The sequence below is a fragment of the Candidatus Frackibacter sp. WG13 genome, from assembly GCF_900114655.1.
Classification (GTDB): Bacteria; Bacillota; Halanaerobiia; order Halobacteroidales; family Acetohalobiaceae; genus Frackibacter.
In genome coordinates, this window is sequence record NZ_FOTT01000013.1 from 58,112 (window position 1) to 80,385 (window position 22,274).

Genomic DNA, 22,274 nt, shown 5'->3' on the forward strand with positions numbered 1-22,274 from the left:
GGTAATAGTCAATCCGTCACTAATTTATATAAAGAGACTAAAAGGGTAGAGGTGTTAGAATGAAAAAAAAGATTGCAACTCCTAGTAAGACTAAACAGATTTTGAGGCAGAATGAAATTAGGTTAAAGAAGAGTCTAGGTCAAAACTTCTTAGTAGACTATAATATTATTGACAAGATTGCTGCTGGGGCTGATTTAAATAAAGGGGATTATGTAATTGAAATTGGACCGGGAATCGGATCTTTAACTCAGAAGCTAGCCGAAGAAGCAGAAGAAGTTTGGGCCATCGAGCTAGATGAAAGGTTAATTTCAATCTTAAAAGATAATTTAAATGCCTATGATAATATTAATTATATTCATGCTGATGCTTTAGAATATGATTTTCAGGGTTTATTAAATAATTTAGATGGTAGTTCGGTTAAGGTAGTGGCTAACCTTCCGTATTATATTACTACGCCAATCATTATGCGTTTGCTAGAGGAGAGACTAGACTTAGATAGAGTAGTAGTGATGGTTCAAAAAGAGGTAGCTGAAAGAATGGTAGCGACTCCAGAGGATGGTAAGGATTACGGGTCGCTGTCTTTGGCTGTTCAGTACTATTCTGAACCAATAATCTATGCGCATGTACCTAAGAATGTCTTTATTCCTCAGCCAAAGGTTGATTCTGCAGTTGTATCAATGCAGATTAGAGAAGAACCACCGGTAGAGGTTAAGGATAAGGAACTATTATTTTCTATAATTAAGGCTGCATTTCAGCAACGCAGGAAGACTATTAGAAATTCTTTAAGTAAAGCAGCTAATATAGATTTAGAGCGTGATTTAGTTGATGCAGCATTAGCAAAGGTGGAGATTGATTCCCGAAGACGTGGTGAAAAGTTAACTTTAGAACGTTTTGCCGATTTAAGCAATACTATATTTAATCTATTAAATTAACCTAAATGGAGGGTAATAGATGAACTTTATAAGTCCTACCGATGGTAAATTAGACTTTGAAGAGACTTTTGCTAGTATCATTAGATTTGTTAAAGAGGCTCCAACAGCTAATTATCGTCTAATGATAGGTAGTGATTCACAACAAGCTAAAACGGCAATCTTTGTAACTACTATTGTTATTTATCGTGAAGGGAAAGGGGCGCGCTTTTATTATAATAAAGAGCAAGTTAAGCCCCAACCTACTTTAAGACAGAAGATATATCATGAAACACTAAAGAGCTTACAAGTAGCAGGTAAGGTTGCAGAGAAGATGACTGATGAAGCATTGCTAGATTTGAATATTGAAGTTCATCTTGATATCGGGCGTAATGGAGAGACACGGGACTTAATTAAAGAAGTAGTAGGCATGGTAGTAGGTAGTGGCTATGAGGCCAAAATAAAACCATCTGCTTATGGAGCTTCAAATGTAGCCGATAGATACACAAAATAAAGGATAACTATTTTTATTGTATTCATAAAGATATACTTAATAGTAGTTAGATTACTGAGGAGGAGAGAGGTTATGAATAAGACTAAAAAATTAGCTTTAGGTGGCTTATTAATTGCGTTGGTTACTGTATCAACTATGGCAATTAAGATTCCTATGGTTGCTACTAGTGGTTATATTCATGCTGGAGATAGCATGATTTATTTGGCTGGTGTCCTATTTGGTCCCCAATTTGGATTATTAGCTGCTGGCTTGGGATCATCGTTAGCGGACTTATTATCAGGATATAGTCATTGGGCGTTACCTACTTTAATTATTAAAGGTTTAGAGGGTTATATTATTGGTAAAATAGCTATCGGAATTGGAAATAGAAATTCCTCACTAGAAATAAGAGATATAATTGCCGTTTTAGTTGGTGGTGCTTGGATGGTAGTGGGCTATCTTATTGCTGGTGCGATCATAACTAAGAGTTGGACTGCAGCTTTAGGTAGTATTACAGGTAATATTGGGCAGGCTATTGGTGGAGCAGTAATTGCTTTACCACTTATATATGCTATTTTAAAGACTGATTTGATACATAATATAAAAGACAACTAGGTGAATTCTAATGTTGAAAGGTGGTTACTATGCAGGCTGGCAAAATTGACATTAATAATTTAAAGGAATTAGTTCTAAAACAGATTTCAGCAAATAATAAAGATGTATTAGTCCGCCCTAAGATAGGAGAAGATTCAACAGTTATAGACTTTGGAGAGTTTGTTGCTGTTATGTCTACTGATCCGATTACTGGTGTGCAAGAGGGGATGGGTAGTTTAGCAGTAAACGTAGCTTGTAATGATATTGCTGCTAATGGAGCAAAGCCAATAGGTATTCAAGAGGTTTTACTAGTTCCTCCGGAAACGACTGAAGAGGAGGTAATAGCTATTATTAAAGATATCAATCAAGCAGCTCAAGACTTAGGAATAGATATTTTAGGTGGACATACAGAGGTAACGTATATCGTTAGTAAACCGTTAGTGTCGTGTACTGCTATTGGAAAGACAAAAAAAGAGAGTTATATTACATCTTCTGGTGCTAAAGTAGGAGATGATATTGTAGTTACTAAGTGGGCTGGCTTAGAGGGAACAGCTATTTTAGCTACTGATTATTGCCAAAAGTTATTGAATTTAGGTGTTGATGCTGAACTATTACAAGCAGGTCAAGCTTTAATTGAAGATTTAAGTGTAATTCCTGAAGGCTTAATCGGTGCTGAACTAAAGGTCAATGCTATGCATGATGTGACTGAAGGTGGTCTATATGGTGCATTATATGAATTAACAGAAGCTGCTGAAGTCGGTTTTGAAGTTGAAGAAGAGAAGATTCCTCTTCATCCAGCGACTAAAGCGATTGCTAAAGTATTAGAAATTATTCCATATCAATTGATTGGGTCAGGAATGATGCTCTTAACGACTGAACAAGGTAAAGAGCTTGTAGAAGAATTAAAGCAGAATAATATCGAAGCAACTATCATTGGAAAGATTACAAGTGAAGGCAGAGTAATAATTAATACAGGAGAGAAAGCTAGATTAACAGCGGCACCCCAAGATGAACTGTGGAAATTTTTAGCGAATAATCACGATGCTTAATTATTTTAGTATAATATTTATTAAGGCACTGGCGATAATTATATTGACATATCCTTTAATTTCTGTTATAATGTTGTCTTGTCTTGACAACTGTTTGTAAATATGTTATAATTCTTTAAGACACTATTATAGATGAAAGGTGGACGGGTATGGAGAATAATATTTTAAATCAGATTAAAGACGATTTAGAGTCGTTTGTAGGAAAACAGGTTAGTTTGAAAGCTAATCAAGGAAGAAGAAAGATTATCCAAAAAGAGGGAGTCTTAGAAGAAACCTATTCGAATATCTTTGTAGTTAAGGTAGACAATGAACAAACACCAAGAAAAGTGTCTTATAGCTATGCTGATGTACTAACAGAAACTGTAGAAATTAAGATAAAAGAGAACAATACAAAAATTGGATGTGTGAGTGTTTAAATTTCTAACACAAGTGATATATATCACTTGTGTTGTTTTTTTATTAGCTTTAAGATAGAGGAGGAGGAGTTATGGCTAAAAGAAAGATTGTACAATCTGTAGACAGAGCATTGATTATTTTAGAAGCATTGGCAGATGAAGGACAACCTATGACTTTAAGTAACTTAACAGAAAAAGTAGACTTAAATATTAGTACTACTCATAGAATTCTTAACACTTTAGGAGAACGCGGCTTTACAGCACAAGAAGAAGATAGCGGCAAATATTACTTAGGATTAAAGGCTTTTGAGATTGGTAATGCAGCACAGAAGAACATTAATTTAATTAATATTGCTAAACCTTACTTGCAAAAATTAGTAGATGAATGCAATGAGACTACTAATTTGGCTATTTTAGATGAGGGTGAAGTTGTTTATATAGATCAGGTAGCCTCAACTAATATGGTGAAGATGTTTGCTCAGATAGGTAGTAGAGGGCCTGCTTATTGTACTGGGACCGGTAAAGCATTATTAGCTTATGAAGACCAGGATAAGTGGCCAGAGCTATTTGAAAAGATGGATTTTAATAAATTAACATCTAATACTAAGGTAAGTTTTGAAGAATTAGAAGAAGAATTAATACAGATTAGAGAGCAAGGGTATGCTTTAGATATTGGAGAGTTAGAGCGAGGAGTTCGTTGTGTTGCTGCTCCTATTAAGAATCATAAGGGAGATGTCGTTGCTGCAGTAAGTGTTTCTGGTCCTAGTATTAGGATGACTAGAGAATATATCGAAGAAGAGGTCATTCCGGCTGTTGTCAATGTGGCAAGACAGATTTCTGATCAATTAGGCTTTCATAGATAAGTAATTAAGAAAAAAATTTGAATTAAAATTATAATATTTTATTTTTTTATGTTTGAAGCAGGACTTTTTAATTTAATATAGAAAAAAGCATATTAAGGAATAATCGAAATTAATTTTCACATTATGAAAAATATGTCTTGTTGGTTTTATTTCAGGGGGGTGGTTAGTAGTTAAGTAGTGGAGTAGGGATCATTTAAATGAGTGGATAATTTTTTGAATTTAATGTGAAGTGGATAATTAATGTGGATAATTTAAATTACATTGAGGAGTGAAGAAAATGAGTGGATATGTAGAGAGTGTATTAGAAAAAGTAAAGGATAGAAATCCTGATCAACCAGAATTTCATCAAGCAGTGGAGGAAGTTTTAGAGTCTTTAGAACCAGTTTTTGAAAAGCATCCTGAATATGAAGAAGCATCAATTCTAGAAAGAATTATTGAACCTGAACGTCAAATTATGTTTAGAGTACCTTGGGTAGATGACAATGGTAACGTACAGGTTAATCGTGGCTATAGAGTAGAATTTAATAGTGCTCTTGGACCTTATAAAGGTGGTTTAAGATTCCACCCATCTGTTAACTTAGGTATTATTAAGTTTTTAGGTTTTGAGCAGATTTTAAAGAACTCTTTAACTGGTAGACCAATCGGTGGCGGTAAAGGTGGTAGTGACTTTAACCCTAAAGGAAAATCTGATGGTGAAATCATGAGATTCTGCCAAAGCTTTATGACTGAGCTTTATCGTCATATCGGTCAAGATACTGATGTGCCAGCTGGTGATATTGGTGTTGGTGGAAGAGAGATTGGTTACTTATTCGGTCAGTATAAGCGAATCGTTAATGCTTTTGAAGCTGGCGTATTAACTGGAAAGGGTTTAGACTGGGGTGGAAGTTTAGTTAGAACTGAAGCTACAGGATACGGATTAGTATATATGGCAGAAGAGATGCTTAAAGACCAAGGAGATTCCTTTGAAGGAAAAGATGTTGTAATCTCTGGGTCTGGTAATGTTGCTATCTATGCAACTGAGAAAGTACAAGAGTTAGGTGGAAATGTTATAGCACTTAGTGATTCTGGAGGTTATATACATGATCCAGAAGGAGTAGACCTTGACTTAGTTAAGCAGATTAAAGAAGTAGAAAGAGGAAGAATTAAAGAATATGCAGAGCAAGTAGAATCAGCTGAATTTACTCCTGATAGCTTTGGTATTTGGAACGTTAAATGCGATATTGCCCTTCCATCTGCTACTCAAAATGAATTAGATGGAGATTCTGCTAAGACTTTAGTAGAAAATGGAGTAATGTTAGTAGGAGAGGGTGCTAATATGCCTTCAACACCAGAAGCTATTGCAACATTCTTAGAAAATGATATCATGTTTGCTCCGGCTAAAGCTGCTAATGCCGGTGGAGTTGCTACTTCTGCAATTGAGATGACACAGAATGATATGAGAGAATCTTGGTCATTCGAAAAAGTAGATGCGACATTAAAGGATATTATGATTAATATCTATAAAGAGTCTGAGGAAAAAGCTAGAGAATATGGATTAGAAGGTAATTTAGCTGCTGGAGCTAATATTGCTGGATTCTTAAAAGTTGCTGACGCTATGATGGACCAAGGTGTTGTATAAGATAATATATAAGAAAATTTAAGATGAAGCAGAGAATTAAGATGAATTAGGCAGCTCATCATTGGGCTGTCTGATTCTTTTTAAATATATGGCTACGCTATTTATTGGCAAAATTGGAATATGATAATTTAGAAGCTAGAAGAATATAAGTTTCAGAGAAGAGGAGGATTGAAATGAGTAAGATTTTAAATAAAGAGAATTTAGCTCCTGAGATTGATCTATTTACTATAGATGCTCCTTTAATTGCAGCTAAGGCTCAACCGGGACATTTTGTGATTGCTAGAGCTTCGGAAAGAGGAGAAAGAATTCCATTAACTATTGTAGATTATGACCGAGATGCAGGTAATATTGACTTAGTTGTTCAGGCTGTCGGTTCTTCTACTATGGAATTCTGCAGTTTAGAGGTTGGTGATGAACTACTAGATTTATTAGGGCCTTTAGGGGAACCGATTGAAATTAAAGAGATAGGAACAGTCGTCTGTGTAGCTGGTGGTTTAGGAGTAGCACCGGTCTATCCTAAGGCTAAGTATTTAAAAAAAGCAGGGAATAAGATTATTAGTATCGTAGGAGCGCAGACAGAAGAGATGATAATTATGAAGGACAAGATGGAAGATATATCTGATGAAATATACTTTAGTACCGATGATGGTTCTCTAGGGGAAAAGGGCTTTACAACAGATATTCTAACTGCGTTATTAGAAGAAAGAGCTGACGAAATAGATGAAGTAGTTGCTGTGGGGCCAGCAGTTATGATGAAAGCTGCTTCTGAAGTAACAGCAGACTATGATTTAGATACTATTGTTAGTCTAAATCCAATTATGATTGATGGTACAGGGATGTGCGGTGGTTGTCGTGTAACAGTTGACGGTGAAACATTATTTGCATGTGTTGATGGCCCAGCATTTGATGGACATGCAGTAGATTTTGATGAATTGATGATGAGACAAACTCATTATCAAACTCAAGAAGAGAAGGCTAAACATAACTGTAAGATAGATAAGGAGGTGGGCTAAAGTGACTGAAAGACAACAAATGAAGAAGCAGAAGCCAGAAGAAAGGATTAATAACTTTAAAGAAGTGGCTTGTGGTTTTAATAAAGAAGAAGCTCTTGCAGAAGCAGAAAGATGTCTGCAGTGCAAGAATCGACCTTGTGTAGATGGTTGTCCAGTAGAAGTACCTATTCCAGATTTTATAGATAAGATTTTAGAAGAAGATTTTGATGACGCAGTAGATATAATTAAGGGTAAGAATGCTTTGCCTGCCATCTGTGGACGAGTCTGTCCTCAGGAGGAACAGTGTGAAATAGAATGTATTCTTGGTAAAAAGGGTGAACCAGTGGCTATTGGTGCTTTAGAGAGATTTGTAGCTGATTTTGATTTAGATAGCGATAAGGAAGAAGAGATTAATTCTGTTGAAGCTAAAGGTGTTAAAGTAGCAATAGTAGGTTCAGGCCCTTCAGGTTTAACTGCTGCTGCTGATTTAGCTAAATTAGGGTATCAAGTGACTCTATTTGAAGCATTAGCAGAACCAGGTGGAGTCTTAAGGTATGGAATTCCAGAATTCAGACTACCTAAGTCTATTGTAGATGAAGAGATAGATTATATTAAGCAACTTGGAGTCGAGGTTAAGACAAATGTTTTAATCGGGTCTACTCTAACTATAGATGAATTACGTGAGGAAGGCTATGAAGCTATCTTCGTTGGTACTGGAGCTGGATTACCATACTTTCTCAATCTACCAGGAGAAAACTTAAATGGTGTCTATTCATCTAATGAATTTTTGACTAGAGCTAACTTAATGAAGGCTTATAAATTTCCGGAGTATAAAACGCCTATCGTTACTGGCAAAAATGTAGCAGTAGTCGGAGCCGGAAATGTAGCTATGGATTCAGCTAGGACTGCATTACGTTTAGGAGCAGAAGAAGTTTCTATTGTCTATCGTCGTTCTCGTAATGAGATGCCGGCTAGAGAAGAAGAGATTGAAAATGCAGAAGAAGAAGGAATAGATTTTAAGCTACTTCGTAATCCAGTTAAGATTATAGGTGATGGAGATGGTTGGGTGAAAGAATTAGAATGTGTAAAGATGGAGTTAGGAGAACCTGATAGTAGCGGTCGACCACGACCAATTGCTATTGAAGGTTCTAACTTCACTATCCCTGTAGACACAGTGGTTATTGCTATTGGTCAGGGGCCAAATCCGTTATTATCTAAGAAGACTCCAGAATTAGAAACTACGGAATGGGATAATATCATTGTAGATGAGGAAACATATGAAACTTCAATTGAAGGTGTATTTGCTGGTGGCGATGTCATCGGTGGGGCAGCTACTGTAATTGCTGCTATGGGTGATGGAAGAAAAGCTGCTGATGAGATTCAGGCTTATTTACAAGGGAAGAATGAGTAAATTAAGATAAAATATAGCTTATATAAGCCTCTTAATGGATATCCATTAAGAGGCTTATTTTATTTACACACATCTTTTTTCTAACCTGAATATGATGTAGTAGGTTACAGGTTAGAAAGGAGATGATAAGTATGGATAAGATAAATGAACTGATTCAAAAGTATAGAAATAAGATTATGCAGATTAAGAATGTAGTAGGGGTTGGTTGTGGTTATAAAGAGACAAATGGGAAAAATACTGATAAGAAGGCAATGGTTATTCTTGTTAAAGAGAAGTTAGATAAAGATGAGTTAGGCAGAAGACATGTTATTCCAGAGGAAGTAGAGGAGGTAGTAACTGATGTAGTTGAAGTAGGAGATTTAGAACTACATTCTCCCAGGCAAACAAGAAGAGGAAGAGTCAGCAGAACTGCAAGGGTTAGACCGGCCCAACCAGGAGTAAGTATTGGGCATTATAAGGTTTCAGCCGGAACTTTTGGTGCTGTAGTTAAGGATAGTAAGACTAAAGAGCCATTAATCTTGTCTAATAATCATGTATTAGCTAATTTAACTTCTGGTCATGATGATAGGTCTGAAATAGGCGATCCTGTTTTGCAACCTGGTCGTCACGACGGGGGGGAAGAAGGTAAGGATACTATTGGTCATTTAGAAAGATTTGTACCTATTAAACGGAAGAGTGCTACTTCATCCTGCTTAATTGCCCAAGGATTTGAAAATATTCTTAATGGTATTGCTGAATTAGTTAAGTTTCCATATCAGATAAGATTTCTTAGAAACAGTGAAAAGGCGAATATAGTCGACTGTGCTGTAGCTAAACCAGTTGACCCTGACAAGATAGTAGATAAAGTTTTACAATTAGGTAGAATTGAGGGAGTAGTAGAACCAGAAGTAGGAATGAGGATAGTTAAGAGTGGTAGGACGAGCGGGATTACTAGAGCAAAGATTAAGGCCATTAATGCTACTGTAGAAGTCAATGTTAGTGCTGCAGAAAGAGCCGTATTTGATGATCAGATTATTGCTGAACCTTTTTCTAAACCAGGAGATAGTGGGTCTTTAGTCTTAGATACTAATAATCGAGCAGTAGGCTTGCTATTTGCTGGCTCATCTAAGAGTACTATCTGTAATAGAATTACTAATGTTATGGATAAGTTAGGCGTAGAAATGCTATAAAATAGATACACAAATCGATAATTTAATTAATATAATACTTTATGAGAAAGTTATAAAGGGGAGAAGTATAAAGATGGGTGGAGAGATGATTTATCAAGGTCAAAGAAGATATTAGTTCTAATTGGTCTGGGGCATTCGATTATCAAACAGTAGGTAATTATGCAGACCAAGTAATTATTATGGGATATGATTATCACTGGTGTGGTGGTTCTCCTGGACCAATTGCCCCTATTTATTGGCTGGAAGATGTAATTAAATATTCTTTATTAGAGATACCTAAAGAGAAGCTTATTTTAGGTTTACCAACCTATGGCTATGATTGGGAATTAGAATCTAATAACTTTGCACAAGCGTTATCTTATTCTGAAATTATGAAGTTGTTAAGCAAGTATGATGTTGATTATTATTGGGATGAAGAGGCGGCTACTTCTTATTTTAAATACCAATCAGTTGAAGAAGAACATATAGTTTGGTTTGAAAATCTAAAGAGTATTAAGAAAAAACTGGATTTAATCAGGAAGTATGAATTAGGAGGAGTAGTGTTTTGGCGTCTCGGTTTGGAGGATGAAAGAATTTGGACAGAGATAGAAAAAGGTTTGTAGAAAGGAGGCTGAAATAAATTTATGAAAGCTCTTTTATTAAGCGGGGGAAAAGGAACTAGATTAAGACCGATTACTTATACTAGTGCTAAACAATTAATACCGGTTGCTAATAAACCGGTTCTATTTTATGGTTTAGAAGCAATCGCTGAAGCAGGTATTGAAGATGTAGGAGTTATAGTTGGCGAAACTATAGAAGAAGTTAAGAGAGTAGTTGGTGATGGTAGTCAATGGGGACTAGATATAACTTATATAGAGCAATCAGCACCTTTAGGTTTAGCACATACAGTTAAGATAGCTGAGTCTTTTCTAAAAGGCGAGCCGTTTGTTATGTATTTAGGAGATAATCTAATTAAGCAGGGGATATCTCAGTTTGTAAAAAGGTTTGAAGAAGATAGACCAAACTCTTTAATTCTATTGAGTGAGGTGGAGAACCCGGAACAATTTGGTGTAGCCGAATTAGAGAACGGGAGGATTATTAATTTAGTAGAAAAACCTGATAATCCCAAAAGTAATTTAGCTTTAGTAGGGCTTTATATTTTTGATGAGAATATTTTTCCTGCGGTGAACAGTATTGAACCTTCATGGCGGGGAGAGTTAGAGATTACTGATGCTATTCAGTACTTAGTAGAAAATGATAAAGAAGTTCATCCTTATATTATTGAAGGTTGGTGGAAGGATACCGGAAAGAAAGAGGATGTTTTAGAGGCAAATCGGATAATGTTAGAAGATTTAGAAAGTGACTGTTTAGGCTATGTTGATAAGAATTCACAAATTTATGGTAGAGTGTTGATTGAGAAAGGAGCTAGAGTAGAAGATAGTATTGTTAGGGGGCCAGCAATCATTGGAGAGGATAGTATAATTAAGAGTTCTTTCATTGGGCCTTATACTTCACTCTATAAAGATGTAAAGATTATTAATAGTGAAATTGAACATAGTATTATCTTAGAAAATAGTGTAATAGCAGATGTGAGCCGTCGTATTGAAGCTACTTTAATTGGTAATGAAGTTGAAGTGAAAGAAGAAAAAACGAAGCCTAGTAGTTATAGCTTAATGCTAGGAGATAATAGTCAAATAAATCTTAGTTAATAGAAACATTTAGTTAATCTTCACATATAATATATTAATGCATAACTTGCATTATTATCGGTTTTTAACATTAGGGGGGATCTTTGTGAAAGTTAGATTCTGTTTTGTTAATTCCCTTTCTGGTGAGGACGAGTACATAGTCAAAAATTTAATTGCTGATCTAAAAGAAGCATTGAATATAGATATTAAAAAAATAGAGGATCAATCATCTAAGCAGCAATTACCAAAGATTGATTTAGTAATAACTGATGACTATCAAACAGCAAATTTAGTAGCAAACGAAGAGGGTAAGGTTATTTATTGGTTTAGAAATCCAAGTGATAATTTTAATATTTCCAATCAAAAATTAAAATTTCCTGTGGTAGTTAGTAGTAGATCTTTAGGTAACCATTTACCGAAGGAATTAAGAGGAGAGGCAAAAATTATTTATCCTGGGGTAATGCAAAAAGTTTATAAGCCAGTTGCTGTAGATGATATGATTGAGACAACTAAGAGAAGAATATTAATTTTAGGTCAAGAACTAAATTCAAAAAAGATAGAGCACTTAGTAAAGTCTTTAGAATTAATTAATCAAGGTTGTCAAATGAAGATATCGATTATTAGAAAAGAAGGATTCAAAATTGAAACTAATATTGAATATGAATTTATTAACCCTAATTCTTTAGAAGCAAAGGTAGTTGAATATTCTAAAGCGGAATTAGCTATCGTAGTTGCCGAAAATGAAGGTTTTAGATTAAGACCTTTAGAGATCATGGCTTGTAAGACACCAATAATTTTTATTCATAATAAAGGTGTTAAGGAATATATTAGTCATAATCATAACTGTCGTTTGTTATTATATCCTGAACCGAAAAGGTTAGCGATTACTGCTTTAAAATTATTAAAGAATAATATTTTAGCAAAGAACATAGCAATTAAAGGTAGTACAACAGCAAAAGAGTATTCATGGAATAAAACAGTATTAGAATGGGGGCAATTAATTTGTAAAGAATTAGGAATACCAGAGACTGTATTAATACAAGAAGCAGAGTTAGAATCGGAGGTAAATGATGAATTGCCAGCACCGTCTTCAGAATGGGAAGAAGTTGAAAGAAGGTTCGATGCGGAGCAGTCTACAAGGCTTGATATATCGGAACAGTTAGAAAGCTTAAATTATGATGAGGACTACGTTGAAGATAGGGTAGATATAGTTATAATCAATTATAATACTAAAGAAGAAATTAAGGATTGCTTAGAGAGTATTAAGGAATTAACAGATTATAATTACCAAGTTATAGTTGTTGATAACAATAGTACTGATGGCAGTATTGAATATTTGGAGTCTTTAGATTGGATTGATTTAATTAAGAATGATGATAATCTAGGCTATGCGAGAGCTTGCAACCAAGGAATTAAAAAGGGAAATAGTGAGTATATTTTACTTTTGAATAGTGACATTAGAGTTACCGAAGGTTGGTTAAAGCCGTTAGTTGAAATGGCTTCCTCTGATGATGAAATAGCTGTTGTTGGGCCGAAGCTAATCAATGAAGCAGGTGAAATAGTAGGAGCAGGAGTAACAGAATTAGATGAGACGTGCTCACCGAGAGGTTGGAAAGAAGAAGATAGCGATGGGAAGTATGATGAGGTAGAAGAATGTGTGAGTGTAGGAGGAGCTGCGTATTTAATTAAGAGGGAATTGATTCCAGAGATTGGTCTCTTTGATGAGCGTTATTTCTTTTATTTTGAGGAGACAGATTATTCACTTAGGGTTAGAGAAAAAGGCTATAAGGTAATCTATTGTCCTAAGAGTAAGATTTATCATTTGCATGAAGGTAGTTTGAAAGAGGGCGATGAAGTCGGTCGCAAGAAACGAAATAAGTATTTTTCAGAGAGTCAAGAGCTCTTTTTAAATAAATGGGATCATTTAATTTTAGCTGAATCTAAACCTAAAAGATCAATTCTAGCTTTAGGAATTATTCCTTGGAGTTTCAGACACCAGCGGCCACAACAGATTTTATCTAGGTTAAGTGAAGGATGCAAAGTATTATATGTAAATAACTTCAAATTAGGGCAAGGCTGGTTTGAACCAGAGAATTCATTAGAAATTGAGAAAATAGATTCAAATCTATATGTACTATCACCACCAAGTGATGCATTTGTTTATGAATTAGTACAATCAGAAGCAGGATGTAAACTATTAGCACAAGTTATTAATGATTCATTGGATAGATTAAATATGAGAGAGCCAATTTTATGGCTGGATAGTCCTTATTGGGAACCGGTCATTAAGTACTTATCACCTGCAAAGGTTATTTATAATTGTATGGATAAGTTTGAGGAGTTTGATGGTTTATCGGAGAAGGCAGGGCTAATTAAGAGGTTTGAAAGGGATATATTATCTATTGCTGATATAGTAATGGTCACCTCACAAGTATTACTAGACAAGGTAAAATACTATAATGAAAATGTGCATTTAGTTCCAAATGCTGCTGAAATTGATCATTTCAAACAGGCGTATGAAGAGGAATTAGAAGTTCCGATTGAATTAGAAGAAATAGATGGCCCAATAGTGGGGTTCTTCGGGGCAATAGCAGAATGGTTTGACGTAGAATTAGTTGCTAATTTAGCCATGCAGGAACCTGATATCTCTATTGTTTTAATTGGTAATGTGACTATAGAATTAGAAGAGTTAGAAGGGTATGAGAATGTATACCTATTGGGCGAAAAACCTTATCAACAGTTACCAAACTATTTGCAAGGTTTTGATGTCTGTATTATTCCATTTATTAAGAATGATTTAACTTTATCAACTGATCCAGTTAAATTATATGAGTATTTAGCAGCTAATAAACCCGTAGTTAGTATAGATTTACCAGAGGTTAGAAAGTTTGCAGGAGTAATAGAGATAGCTGATAATAAAGAAGATTTTTGTGAAAAGGTCAGCAAGCTATGTAAAGAAGATAAAGATAAGATTAATCGAGAAGAGATTCAAAAGTTATTATCAAAAAATGATTGGACAGATCGGGTGAAGCAGATTAAGGATTTAATCGGTGGGTTTGATGATGTAGAAGTAATAGAAGAAAGCAAAAGTGAAAGAGGACTAAATGATGAAGAATTAAAGACAGATGAGAATCTAATTGATATAACAGAGGTTGAAGAAGTAGATAAGAATAAAGATAGTAATAAAGCCATAAGCATTGACACAGAAGAAACAATCCAAAGTGAACCAACAAATAGTGAAGTAAAGAATGGGGAAGCTATTTCAGATAAAGAAGAAGTGCAAGAAGAGAAATTAGGTTTCTTTAAAAGAGCATGGTCAAAAGTAAAAAATAAGTTTGATCAACTGATAGATTGGATAAAAGAGCTATCTAATTTTGAAGAATAATTTGAAGATGAAGATTAAGCAGTAAACTATTTAGAATGAGTTTGCTGCTTCTTTAGTAGTTAGGGGGAGAAATATGGAGTTAAGTAGTATAACTGTAGTGACTTATAATAACTTAGCAGTTACTCAAAATATGTTAAGCAATTTAGTTAAACATACTAAGACTCCTTATGAATTAATAATTATTGATAACAATTCAGTTTCTGAGTTGAAAGAGTGGTTAAAGAATTACCGACCTAATTCATCATATTGTCAAAAACATAAAGTGATAATTAACCAAGAAAATAATGGCTATGCAGTTGCTTGTAATCAAGGCTTAAGGGAGAGTAATGGGGAATATATTGCAATTTTAAATAATGATGTCTTAGTTACTGAAGGTTGGTTAAAGTATTTAATCGCTCATTTAAAAAAGAATCCACAAGCAGGAATGGTAGGACCAATGGGAAAGAATATAGGAGCAGAACAGAATTATGCTGGAATTTATGGAGCTATGGGGTATAGTTATCCACCGGATCAATCATTACAAAAGTTTGCAAAGCAACTTTATGAAGAATGGACTGGGGATTATACAGAAACTAAAGTACTGATTGGTTGTTGCTTAGTCTTCAAAAGAGAAGTTTTAAATGAAGTGGGACTTTTAGATGAGGGGTGTAAGTTATCAGCTGATGATTTTGATTACTCTTTACGGATAAGATTGGCTGGTTATAAACTTTATGTAGCAGAAGATGTCTTTGTGCATCATATTTGTCATGTGGGTTTTAAGACCTTAAGTCAGGAAGAAAGAGATAGACATATTACAGAAGGATGGAACTACTTTCATCAAAAATGGAATAATCATTTTTCAGATGAGATTACAATGGATGACCTCTTTTATAATCAGTCTCCTTTTTATTATACTGGTTTAAGAAAAGGGAGGAGATTAGAAGCAGAGACTATTTAGGTAGGGTGAGAGATAATGTTAGTGAGTATAGTTATACCTACTCATAATAATTGGGACTTAACGCAGGCTTGTTTAAATAGTATTAAGGTCAATACTAAAGTTAATTATGAAATTATAGTAGTTGATAATTGTTCTACCGATGGAACTAGGAGTAATTTAAAAGCATTTTCAAAAGTGCGTGCCATTCATAATGATCATAATATGAATTTTGCTAAAGCATCTAATCAAGGAACCAGGCAAGCTAAAGGTAAGTTCGTTTTATTTTTAAATAATGATACGATTGCAACTGAAGGATGGTTGAATAAGTTATTAAAAGTAATTACTTCGCAAGATAAAATAGGAGTAGTAGGTAGTAAATTATTATTTCCAGATAGTAATTTAATTCAACATGCTGGGATTGTTCTGCATAATGGCAAGCCAGGGCATATTTATTATAAGAAGCCTGCTTCTTTAGCTCAAGCCAATTTAAGACAAGAGTATCCAGCGGTTACTGGGGCTTGTATGCTAATGCTTAGAAGAAGATTTCTAAAATTAGGAGGATTTGATGAACGTTTTATTAATGGTTATGAAGATGTAGACCTTTGTTTAAGAGTATGGGAAGCAGGGTTTAGAGTAGTATATTGTCCTAAGAGTATAGTATATCATTATGGTTCGTCTACAGAAGGAAGACATGAATATGAAGAGGAAAATTTGAATTATTTCCTAAAAAAATGGGGAGTTAAGTTATTAAAATTTAATAATTAATATAAATATGGATTACTTAATTAGATAGGAGCGGTCTAAATGGTTGATTTAGTTATTATAAATTATAATACTTTGGATTACTTGAATAAATTAATAGAAAGTATTAGAAAGAATACGCGGATATCTTATAATATAATTGTAGTTGACAATGGTAGTAATGATGGTAGTAAGGAGTATCTGTATAAACAAGAAGATATAAAGGTAGTTACCAATGAAAAGAATATGGGCTATGCTGCAGCCTGTAACCAAGGAATTAGAGTAGGAATTGGTGATTATATAGTCTTAATGAATAGTGATTTAGAGGTAACAGCAGAGTGGTTAAGTCCTTTAGTAAATTGCATAAAGAATAATAGTGATATAGCGGTAGTTGGGCCGAAGTTAGTAAATGATAGAGGATTAATCGTAGGGGCGGGAACAGGATTTGATTTTCAATTACGCGGTTGGCTTAGTCCAGAGGATGCCCCTGAATTTAATAAGATAGCTGATGTTTTAAGTGTCTGTGGTGCTTGTTACTTAATTAGAAGAGATTTATTAGAGAAATTAGGTTATTTTGATGAAAGATACTTCTTCTATTTTGAAGAATTAGATTATTCTTTTAATGCTATCTATAATGGCTATCGTGTTGTTTATTGTCCAGAAAGCAAAGTATATCATTTTATTACTGGTTATCAACCACATAGTTCTAATTCTGGAACAAGAAAATCAAAAGAAGAATATTATGATGAAAGCAGGGAAAAGTTTGATGCAAAATGGGTTTATACCGGTGATAGTGTACTTAAGAAGGAGGATTAGTTATGCGATTATCGGTTATTAGTCCAGTCTTAAATGAAGAGTTTTTTATACCAATATATTTAAAAGCGGTTTTAAAGTATGCTGATGAGGTTGTATTGTTAGATGGTGGGAGTCAAGACAAAACTGTAGAAATAATTGAAGAATTCCAAAGGAAGACGGATAAGATTAAGTTGTTTATTAAACCTCAAAATGGAAAGCCGTATTCAGAAGAGTGGAATGAAGGGCAAAGAAGGAATTTTTTAGTTAATAAATGTACAGGAGATTGGATTTTAGCTTTAGATGTAGATGAATTTATGAGTGATAACTTTGTTAAGTTCTTGCCTCAGTTAATGAAAGATGGAGATATGAATTTTTATAGTTTTAAATATATTCCTTTTTGGAAACGAGTTAACTTAATTAGACTTAGTACCCCACAAGATCCACATTGGGCAGGAGAGATTGCTCGTATGGGTAGAAGAGACGGATTTAGCTATAGTCAATCTAAACATCATTGCGTTCCTTTGTATAATGGCAAACCAATTTGGAGGGTTGAAAAACATAAGAGAGTATTAAGTATAGTATTATATCATTATCACTATGCCTTAGGCCCTAGAATTAAAGAGAATGATAATCGAAGAGGGGATGTTGATCTAGCGGATAAAAAAGGGAACCCTGATTGGGATTATGAACCAGATGATTATTCAATTAAAACGGCACCTTTCAATGGTAAGCATCCAGAAGTGATCAGGGATTATTTAAAGCAGAATAGAAGGATAAGGTGATTAAATAGTGAAGGTATTGTTTCAAGTGAGACCTGATTTACTTAATGTTTATGCTGGTGATACTATTCAGATCTTAAGGACTAAGGAACAGGTAGAGAGACTAGGAATAGAAGTTAACTTATCGACTGACTTGGGGGTAGAGTTAGATAAGTATGACTTGATTCATCTTTTTAATACTACAAGAATAAGTGAAACCTATCAACAGATGTTAAACGCCAAAAAACAAGATAAGCCTGTTGTTCTCTCTACAATTTATTGGGATATGGAAGAGTATTTACGAAATGAACGGCCTGACAAATTGAAATGGTGGCAAAGAACTAATGAATATCGGCAAGAAGTTATGAATCTAGCAGACATATTATTACCAAACTCGGAAAGTGAAAAGAGATTAATTGAGAAAAACTTTGGAATTAAAGATAAGTTTATGGTTGTACCTAATGGAGTGAGTAGATATCTTCCTAATAAAGCAGATGACAGTTTTAAAGTTAAGTATGGTTTAGAAGACTTCATTTTAGCTGTAGGAAGGTTTGATAAGAGGAAGAATCAATTAAATGTAATTAAGGCTTTGAAAGAGACGTATATTCCTTTAGTTATGATCGGTTCTTGTAATGATCCTCAATATTTGAGGAAATGCAAAGCAGAAGCTAATAAGGAAACAATATTTATAGATCACCTGCCGCAAAGAAAATTAGCGTCTGCCTATCAAGCAGCTAAAGTACATGTTTTAGCTAGTTGGTATGATACCCCTGGTTTAGTTAGTTTAGAAGCAGGAATCTTGGGATGCAATATAGTTTCTACCAATAGAGGTAGTGCTAAAGATTATTTTAAAGATTTAGCATGGTATTGTGATCCGAGTGATATTAATTCAATTTATGAGGCAGTATTACATGCTTATTATGCAGAGTTAAACTCCGAATTAGAAGAATATATACTAACTAATTTTACCTGGAAAATAACTGGGGAAAAAACAGTAGAAGCTTATCACAGATTACTTGATTAAAGAGCAGGAGCTATTCCTGCTCTTTTTTATGCAATCTTTGATTATTTTATTGAGTTCTAAAGTATTACTAATTAATAAGTCTATGTTATCAATAGTTCTTTCCCAATTATATTTTTGTGCTGTTTTAACTCCATTTTTAGCTAACTTATTTGCTAAATTATGATTAGTTAGCACTTTTTTTATCTTCTGGGTTAATGCATTAATGTCGTTAGGAGGAGCCAAAAGACAATTATAACCGTCTTGGCAGTATTCTAAGTTACCATTAGCCTTAGTAGTAACTACCGGAGTTCCGCAAGCCATAGCTTCTAAAATTGGGAAACCAAAATCTTCATGACTAGAGTTATGAATAAAGAGCTCAGAATTATTATATAAGACTGCTAATTCTTCATCGGTAAGACGAGAATGGTGGGTATGTGGAAGTGTATTAATATTTGTTTCAAATTGGTAGCTGAAAGTAACTAATGATATTTCATCGAGTTCATTAGCTATTTTATTTATAACTTCTTTAGTAATATCAAAATTTTTTAGGTGATCGGACTTATTATAGGCAATAATTTGCTTACAATCATTATTTTCTACTGTAGGTTGAGGTTTAAATATATCTAAATTTATAGCATTAAAAATATTGATGGTTTCTTGGTTATAATTTTCTTCTAGCTGCGTTTTTACCCATTTTGAACCTGTAAAATAGATCATAGGCAAGTGATAAGTGCTTTTTACCTTTTCTTGTAATTTCGGGTGATAAGGATAAAAATTACTCTCTATGTCTTGAACGAAGTAAGCTGGTATACCTTTTCCGCCTCTTTGTGGATTACAGCTTTCAAGGACTACAGGTGCTGTTTCCCACCAAGTTGCAATTTTTACAGCGTTTAATCCCTTTAAAGCAGTTGTTAAGCTTCTATAGTCTTGATGGCGTATTAGAGGAATTTTGAGATTAAACCAATCTAGATTTCCTTGTAAACTATGTATCTTAACATTATAACCCCTTTTAGTCATACGGTTGGCTTGTTCTAAGACATTTTTAATGCCGCCTGAAAAACCTAAGTTTGGCAATACATAAACTATTTGGGGGTTAGGATCAGAAGCTTTATAATTAGAAATTTGTTTATTTTTATTAGAAAGATTCGGCATGTTATTAAACTCCTTTCTATATATTGCTTATTTCATTTTATTCATTATGGGACTAATTGTTACTAGAACGTAGAGAATGAGTAATCAATTGATTGTGTAAGGAGCTTAAATATTAATTATGATTAAAAAGGCCTATCTTGAAAGAGTATTAACTATATGTTTCACTTAATAGTTAAAATTACATAGAATATAGCATAAATTTATTAAAGGAGGAAGTTAGAAGAATGAAAGATAAAATTTTAAATAAATTATTAATTTTTTTGCATATACCAAAGACTGGTGGTGTTACATTAAGACGAATAATCGATAAACAATATTCGCTAGATGAAGTGCATGAAGGTAGTGAACAAGGGATGATAAATAGATTGAAAAGAGATGAAGATAAACTTAAGTGTATACAAGGACATATGAAATTTGGGATTCATACTCACTGTTCAAAACCATATACCTATATTACGATGTTACGTGAACCAATTGAACGCGTTATCTCTGTATATTATTTTATAAGGCGCAGACCGCAGAACAAATGGTATGATGATGTTAAGAATATTAGTCTTAAAGAATTTGTGAGCAAAGATGAATTTTGGCAAAATAATACAAATATACAAACTTTCTTATTAGCAGGGGGCGAACGTCCTAATAAGATTACTGATCTCTTTAATTTGAATAACCTAAGTCAAGCTAAAAAAAATTTGAATAAATATTTTTCAGTTGTAGGCATAACAGAAATGTTTGATGAGTCTTTAGTTTTGATGAAGCAAGAGCTTGGGTGGGATGATATATCTTATACAAGAAAAAATGTCTCTAAAAATCGTTTAGCTAAAGGAGAAGTAGAAAAAGAGATAATTGAGATAATTAGGGAAAGAAATAGATTAGATATAGAATTATATGAGTATGTTAAAATAAATTTAATAAAAAGAATTGAAAGTTTAAACGTCAAAGATAAAGACAATTAAATTAAATGATTTAAATTATAATACTAGATAATCGTCCTTACCTGATAGTATATTAAGGATGATTTTACAGGTAGGACGATTAAAATAATTTTTCTAATTTATCATCTAAGCATAAGATGGGTCGGATGTATTATCTCAGTAACAATATAGTGAACTTATTTCATTCTAGAATCTATACGGATTTCTTCTAAATAATTATAAATTGAATATTTGGAAACATTTAAGTGATTAGCTACAATTTGCACACTTCCTTTAATATCAAATACATTATTTTCATGTAAATACTTAACAATCCTTATTTTATCTTCTTTAGCAAGAACATTAATTGGTTTATTAACAATTGATATAGCTTTTTCAATCATTATTTCTAAAAACCTATCAACATTTTCTGGGAATTTTTCCTTAGAATCATTTTCTTCAATAAAAGATATGTCTTCGAGAAAATTCTTAGCTATATTAACTGAAGTTAAATCAAAATTAATGCATAATGCTCCTATGATTTTTTCATTCTCATCTCTAATTAACATAGTAGAAGACTTCATTTTTATTTCATCTTCAATTTCACTAACATAATTTAATATCATATTCTGTTCAGAACTTTTCTTTGAATTAATAACTTCAAAAAGGAAATCAGTTGCTGGTGCACCTACTTCTCTACCAGTTATATGACCATTTTCAATTGCAATAACTGATGATTTTGTTTCAGAAATATCATGTAAAACTATCTCATAATGCTGTCCCAAAGTTTTAGCTAAACCTTTAACTACTGGTATAAATGATTTTAAAATTTGGTTTTCCACTTTAATAATTTTCACTCCCCTAATCTATTCTTGGCTTCAAAATCTATTATATTTGATTTTTTTCACAAAATCAAATTATTATTAAAATTGATTGTGTCAAGTTTTTATAGGTAAAACTTTTTGACTCCTCTTCTAATAACTTAACCTAGTGACTTAATAGCTCTAAACAAACCTGTTCTTATACCTTTATTTAAACTAGGTATATTCTCGCGTTTTTCTTTATATTTTTTCTTTATTCTTTTATTTACTACTTTTGATTCTATTTCTAATAAATTATCTTCCTTTTGCTTTTCTTTTTCTTTCTTTAATATCATCTTCTGTAAATCTTTTGATTGACCTCCGTTAAACTTAAAAGCTCTTAATCTTGCCATCTGATCTGCTCCTAGCTTAGACCACCCCATTGGTCGTGAACTTAATCTATCAGACAATATATGGCTAACATGTCCTTCTGCGCTACATCCAAGGGCATTATCATCTTCATAATAGTTTACTATTCCTGACCAATTATTATAAATATGATTGTAACACAAAAACACCAAATATTATCTGATTAAACTAAGATTTAAATACTAAAAATCAAGTTTCAACAATATATAATTAAATATCCTG

Annotated in this window: 22 protein-coding genes; 19 read left to right on the top strand and 3 right to left on the bottom strand. The window is 33.4% G+C overall.

The window, feature by feature from the left end; genetic code table 11:
• Nucleotides 1-59: 59 nt before the first annotated feature.
• The 18 genes from rsmA to BM077_RS08250 all read left to right on the top strand — a co-directional run bounded on the left by rsmA (nucleotide 60) and on the right by BM077_RS08250 (nucleotide 18,778).
• Nucleotides 60-932 (top strand): 16S rRNA (adenine(1518)-N(6)/adenine(1519)-N(6))-dimethyltransferase RsmA, encoded by an 873-nt coding sequence (gene rsmA / locus BM077_RS08165; RefSeq protein WP_089749370.1) that lies wholly within the window; start codon nucleotides 60-62, stop codon nucleotides 930-932.
• A gap of 19 nt (nucleotides 933-951) precedes the next feature.
• A complete protein-coding gene (locus tag BM077_RS08170) occupies nucleotides 952-1,422 on the top strand; it encodes a ribonuclease H-like YkuK family protein (RefSeq protein ID WP_089749372.1) in 471 nt (156 codons plus the stop codon).
• 72 nt (nucleotides 1,423-1,494) lie between these two features.
• On the top strand, nucleotides 1,495-2,016 hold the full coding sequence (locus BM077_RS08175; protein ID WP_089749374.1) for an ECF transporter S component: 522 nt from the start codon (nucleotides 1,495-1,497) through the stop codon (nucleotides 2,014-2,016).
• A 29-nt stretch (nucleotides 2,017-2,045) separates the two neighbouring features.
• Complete coding sequence (locus tag BM077_RS08180) at nucleotides 2,046-3,044, top strand: AIR synthase family protein (protein WP_090095209.1); 999 nt, start codon at nucleotides 2,046-2,048, stop codon at nucleotides 3,042-3,044.
• Nucleotides 3,045-3,193: 149 nt separating this feature from the next.
• Complete coding sequence (locus BM077_RS08185; protein ID WP_089749377.1) at nucleotides 3,194-3,460, top strand: Veg family protein; 267 nt, start codon at nucleotides 3,194-3,196, stop codon at nucleotides 3,458-3,460.
• 71 nt (nucleotides 3,461-3,531) lie between these two features.
• Nucleotides 3,532-4,302, top strand: coding sequence for an IclR family transcriptional regulator (locus BM077_RS08190; protein WP_089749379.1), 771 nt, complete (start codon nucleotides 3,532-3,534; stop codon nucleotides 4,300-4,302).
• A gap of 277 nt (nucleotides 4,303-4,579) precedes the next feature.
• Entirely contained in the window at nucleotides 4,580-5,920 is a 1,341-nt protein-coding gene (gdhA, locus tag BM077_RS08195; protein ID WP_089749381.1) for an NADP-specific glutamate dehydrogenase, read from the top strand.
• Nucleotides 5,921-6,093: 173 nt separating this feature from the next.
• The gene (locus tag BM077_RS08200; RefSeq protein WP_089749384.1) at nucleotides 6,094-6,933 is read left to right on the top strand and encodes a sulfide/dihydroorotate dehydrogenase-like FAD/NAD-binding protein; all 840 of its coding nucleotides are present in this window, start codon (nucleotides 6,094-6,096) and stop codon (nucleotides 6,931-6,933) included.
• A gap of 19 nt (nucleotides 6,934-6,952) precedes the next feature.
• Nucleotides 6,953-8,323, top strand: a complete 1,371-nt coding sequence (gene gltA / locus BM077_RS08205; RefSeq protein ID WP_089749422.1) for an NADPH-dependent glutamate synthase — start codon at nucleotides 6,953-6,955, stop codon at nucleotides 8,321-8,323.
• A 131-nt stretch (nucleotides 8,324-8,454) separates the two neighbouring features.
• Entirely contained in the window at nucleotides 8,455-9,492 is a 1,038-nt protein-coding gene (locus BM077_RS08210; RefSeq protein ID WP_089749386.1) for a hypothetical protein, read from the top strand.
• 110 nt (nucleotides 9,493-9,602) lie between these two features.
• Entirely contained in the window at nucleotides 9,603-10,094 is a 492-nt protein-coding gene (locus BM077_RS08215) for a glycosyl hydrolase family 18 protein (RefSeq protein ID WP_255361604.1), read from the top strand.
• A gap of 21 nt (nucleotides 10,095-10,115) precedes the next feature.
• Nucleotides 10,116-11,180 carry a glucose-1-phosphate thymidylyltransferase gene (locus tag BM077_RS08220; protein ID WP_089749390.1) on the top strand — a complete coding sequence of 355 codons (1,065 nt, stop codon included), beginning with the start codon at nucleotides 10,116-10,118 and terminating at the stop codon, nucleotides 11,178-11,180.
• Nucleotides 11,181-11,265: 85 nt separating this feature from the next.
• A complete protein-coding gene (locus BM077_RS08225; RefSeq protein WP_176941676.1) occupies nucleotides 11,266-14,544 on the top strand; it encodes a glycosyltransferase in 3,279 nt (1,092 codons plus the stop codon).
• Between the two features lie 73 nt (nucleotides 14,545-14,617).
• Nucleotides 14,618-15,481: a glycosyltransferase family 2 protein gene (locus tag BM077_RS08230; protein ID WP_089749393.1), complete on the top strand. Its 864-nt coding sequence runs from the start codon at nucleotides 14,618-14,620 to the stop codon at nucleotides 15,479-15,481.
• 15 nt (nucleotides 15,482-15,496) lie between these two features.
• Nucleotides 15,497-16,225 carry a glycosyltransferase family 2 protein gene (locus tag BM077_RS08235; protein ID WP_089749395.1) on the top strand — a complete coding sequence of 243 codons (729 nt, stop codon included), beginning with the start codon at nucleotides 15,497-15,499 and terminating at the stop codon, nucleotides 16,223-16,225.
• Nucleotides 16,226-16,264: 39 nt separating this feature from the next.
• A complete protein-coding gene (locus BM077_RS08240) occupies nucleotides 16,265-17,017 on the top strand; it encodes a glycosyltransferase family 2 protein (RefSeq protein WP_089749397.1) in 753 nt (250 codons plus the stop codon).
• Between the two features lie 2 nt (nucleotides 17,018-17,019).
• Nucleotides 17,020-17,778, top strand: coding sequence for a glycosyltransferase (locus BM077_RS08245; protein WP_089749399.1), 759 nt, complete (start codon nucleotides 17,020-17,022; stop codon nucleotides 17,776-17,778).
• 7 nt (nucleotides 17,779-17,785) lie between these two features.
• Nucleotides 17,786-18,778 carry a glycosyltransferase gene (locus BM077_RS08250; protein WP_089749401.1) on the top strand — a complete coding sequence of 331 codons (993 nt, stop codon included), beginning with the start codon at nucleotides 17,786-17,788 and terminating at the stop codon, nucleotides 18,776-18,778.
• On the opposite strand, the gene BM077_RS08255 is transcribed toward BM077_RS08250, so the two are convergent.
• The gene (locus BM077_RS08255; protein ID WP_089749402.1) at nucleotides 18,767-19,909 is read right to left on the bottom strand and encodes a glycosyltransferase family 4 protein; all 1,143 of its coding nucleotides are present in this window, start codon (nucleotides 19,907-19,909) and stop codon (nucleotides 18,767-18,769) included. The genes BM077_RS08250 and BM077_RS08255 overlap by 12 nt on opposite strands.
• Nucleotides 19,910-20,133: 224 nt before the next feature.
• Here BM077_RS08255 and BM077_RS08260 point away from each other — a divergent pair, with 224 nt between their 5' ends.
• Nucleotides 20,134-20,865 carry a sulfotransferase family 2 domain-containing protein gene (locus BM077_RS08260; protein WP_089749404.1) on the top strand — a complete coding sequence of 244 codons (732 nt, stop codon included), beginning with the start codon at nucleotides 20,134-20,136 and terminating at the stop codon, nucleotides 20,863-20,865.
• Between the two features lie 155 nt (nucleotides 20,866-21,020).
• On the opposite strand, the gene BM077_RS08265 is transcribed toward BM077_RS08260, so the two are convergent.
• Nucleotides 21,021-21,665, bottom strand: a complete 645-nt coding sequence (locus tag BM077_RS08265; protein ID WP_255361602.1) for a helix-turn-helix transcriptional regulator — start codon at nucleotides 21,663-21,665, stop codon at nucleotides 21,021-21,023.
• A 140-nt stretch (nucleotides 21,666-21,805) separates the two neighbouring features.
• Complete coding sequence (locus tag BM077_RS08270) at nucleotides 21,806-22,201, bottom strand: UPF0236 family transposase-like protein (RefSeq protein WP_445082264.1); 396 nt, start codon at nucleotides 22,199-22,201, stop codon at nucleotides 21,806-21,808.
• Nucleotides 22,202-22,274: the final 73 nt, after the last annotated feature.

What these genes read in the sequence shown, in the direction of transcription:
- BM077_RS08170 (WP_089749372.1), top strand. Translation starts at nt 952, where the DNA reads ATGAACTTTATAAGTCCTACCGATGGTAAATTAGACTTTGAAGAGACT.
- BM077_RS08245 (WP_089749399.1), top strand. Translation starts at nt 17,020, where the DNA reads ATGCGATTATCGGTTATTAGTCCAGTCTTAAATGAAGAGTTTTTTATA.
- gltA (WP_089749422.1), top strand. Translation starts at nt 6,953, where the DNA reads ATGAAGAAGCAGAAGCCAGAAGAAAGGATTAATAACTTTAAAGAAGTG.
- BM077_RS08260 (WP_089749404.1), top strand. Translation starts at nt 20,134, where the DNA reads ATGAAAGATAAAATTTTAAATAAATTATTAATTTTTTTGCATATACCA.
- BM077_RS08185 (WP_089749377.1), top strand. Translation starts at nt 3,194, where the DNA reads ATGGAGAATAATATTTTAAATCAGATTAAAGACGATTTAGAGTCGTTT.
- BM077_RS08200 (WP_089749384.1), top strand. Translation starts at nt 6,094, where the DNA reads ATGAGTAAGATTTTAAATAAAGAGAATTTAGCTCCTGAGATTGATCTA.
- gdhA (WP_089749381.1), top strand. Translation starts at nt 4,580, where the DNA reads ATGAGTGGATATGTAGAGAGTGTATTAGAAAAAGTAAAGGATAGAAAT.
- BM077_RS08190 (WP_089749379.1), top strand. Translation starts at nt 3,532, where the DNA reads ATGGCTAAAAGAAAGATTGTACAATCTGTAGACAGAGCATTGATTATT.
- BM077_RS08220 (WP_089749390.1), top strand. Translation starts at nt 10,116, where the DNA reads ATGAAAGCTCTTTTATTAAGCGGGGGAAAAGGAACTAGATTAAGACCG.
- rsmA (WP_089749370.1), top strand. Translation starts at nt 60, where the DNA reads ATGAAAAAAAAGATTGCAACTCCTAGTAAGACTAAACAGATTTTGAGG.
- BM077_RS08180 (WP_090095209.1), top strand. Translation starts at nt 2,046, where the DNA reads ATGCAGGCTGGCAAAATTGACATTAATAATTTAAAGGAATTAGTTCTA.
- BM077_RS08230 (WP_089749393.1), top strand. Translation starts at nt 14,618, where the DNA reads ATGGAGTTAAGTAGTATAACTGTAGTGACTTATAATAACTTAGCAGTT.
- BM077_RS08255 (WP_089749402.1), bottom strand. Translation starts at nt 19,909, where the DNA reads ATGCCGAATCTTTCTAATAAAAATAAACAAATTTCTAATTATAAAGCT.
- BM077_RS08235 (WP_089749395.1), top strand. Translation starts at nt 15,497, where the DNA reads ATGTTAGTGAGTATAGTTATACCTACTCATAATAATTGGGACTTAACG.
- BM077_RS08240 (WP_089749397.1), top strand. Translation starts at nt 16,265, where the DNA reads ATGGTTGATTTAGTTATTATAAATTATAATACTTTGGATTACTTGAAT.
- BM077_RS08175 (WP_089749374.1), top strand. Translation starts at nt 1,495, where the DNA reads ATGAATAAGACTAAAAAATTAGCTTTAGGTGGCTTATTAATTGCGTTG.
- BM077_RS08210 (WP_089749386.1), top strand. Translation starts at nt 8,455, where the DNA reads ATGGATAAGATAAATGAACTGATTCAAAAGTATAGAAATAAGATTATG.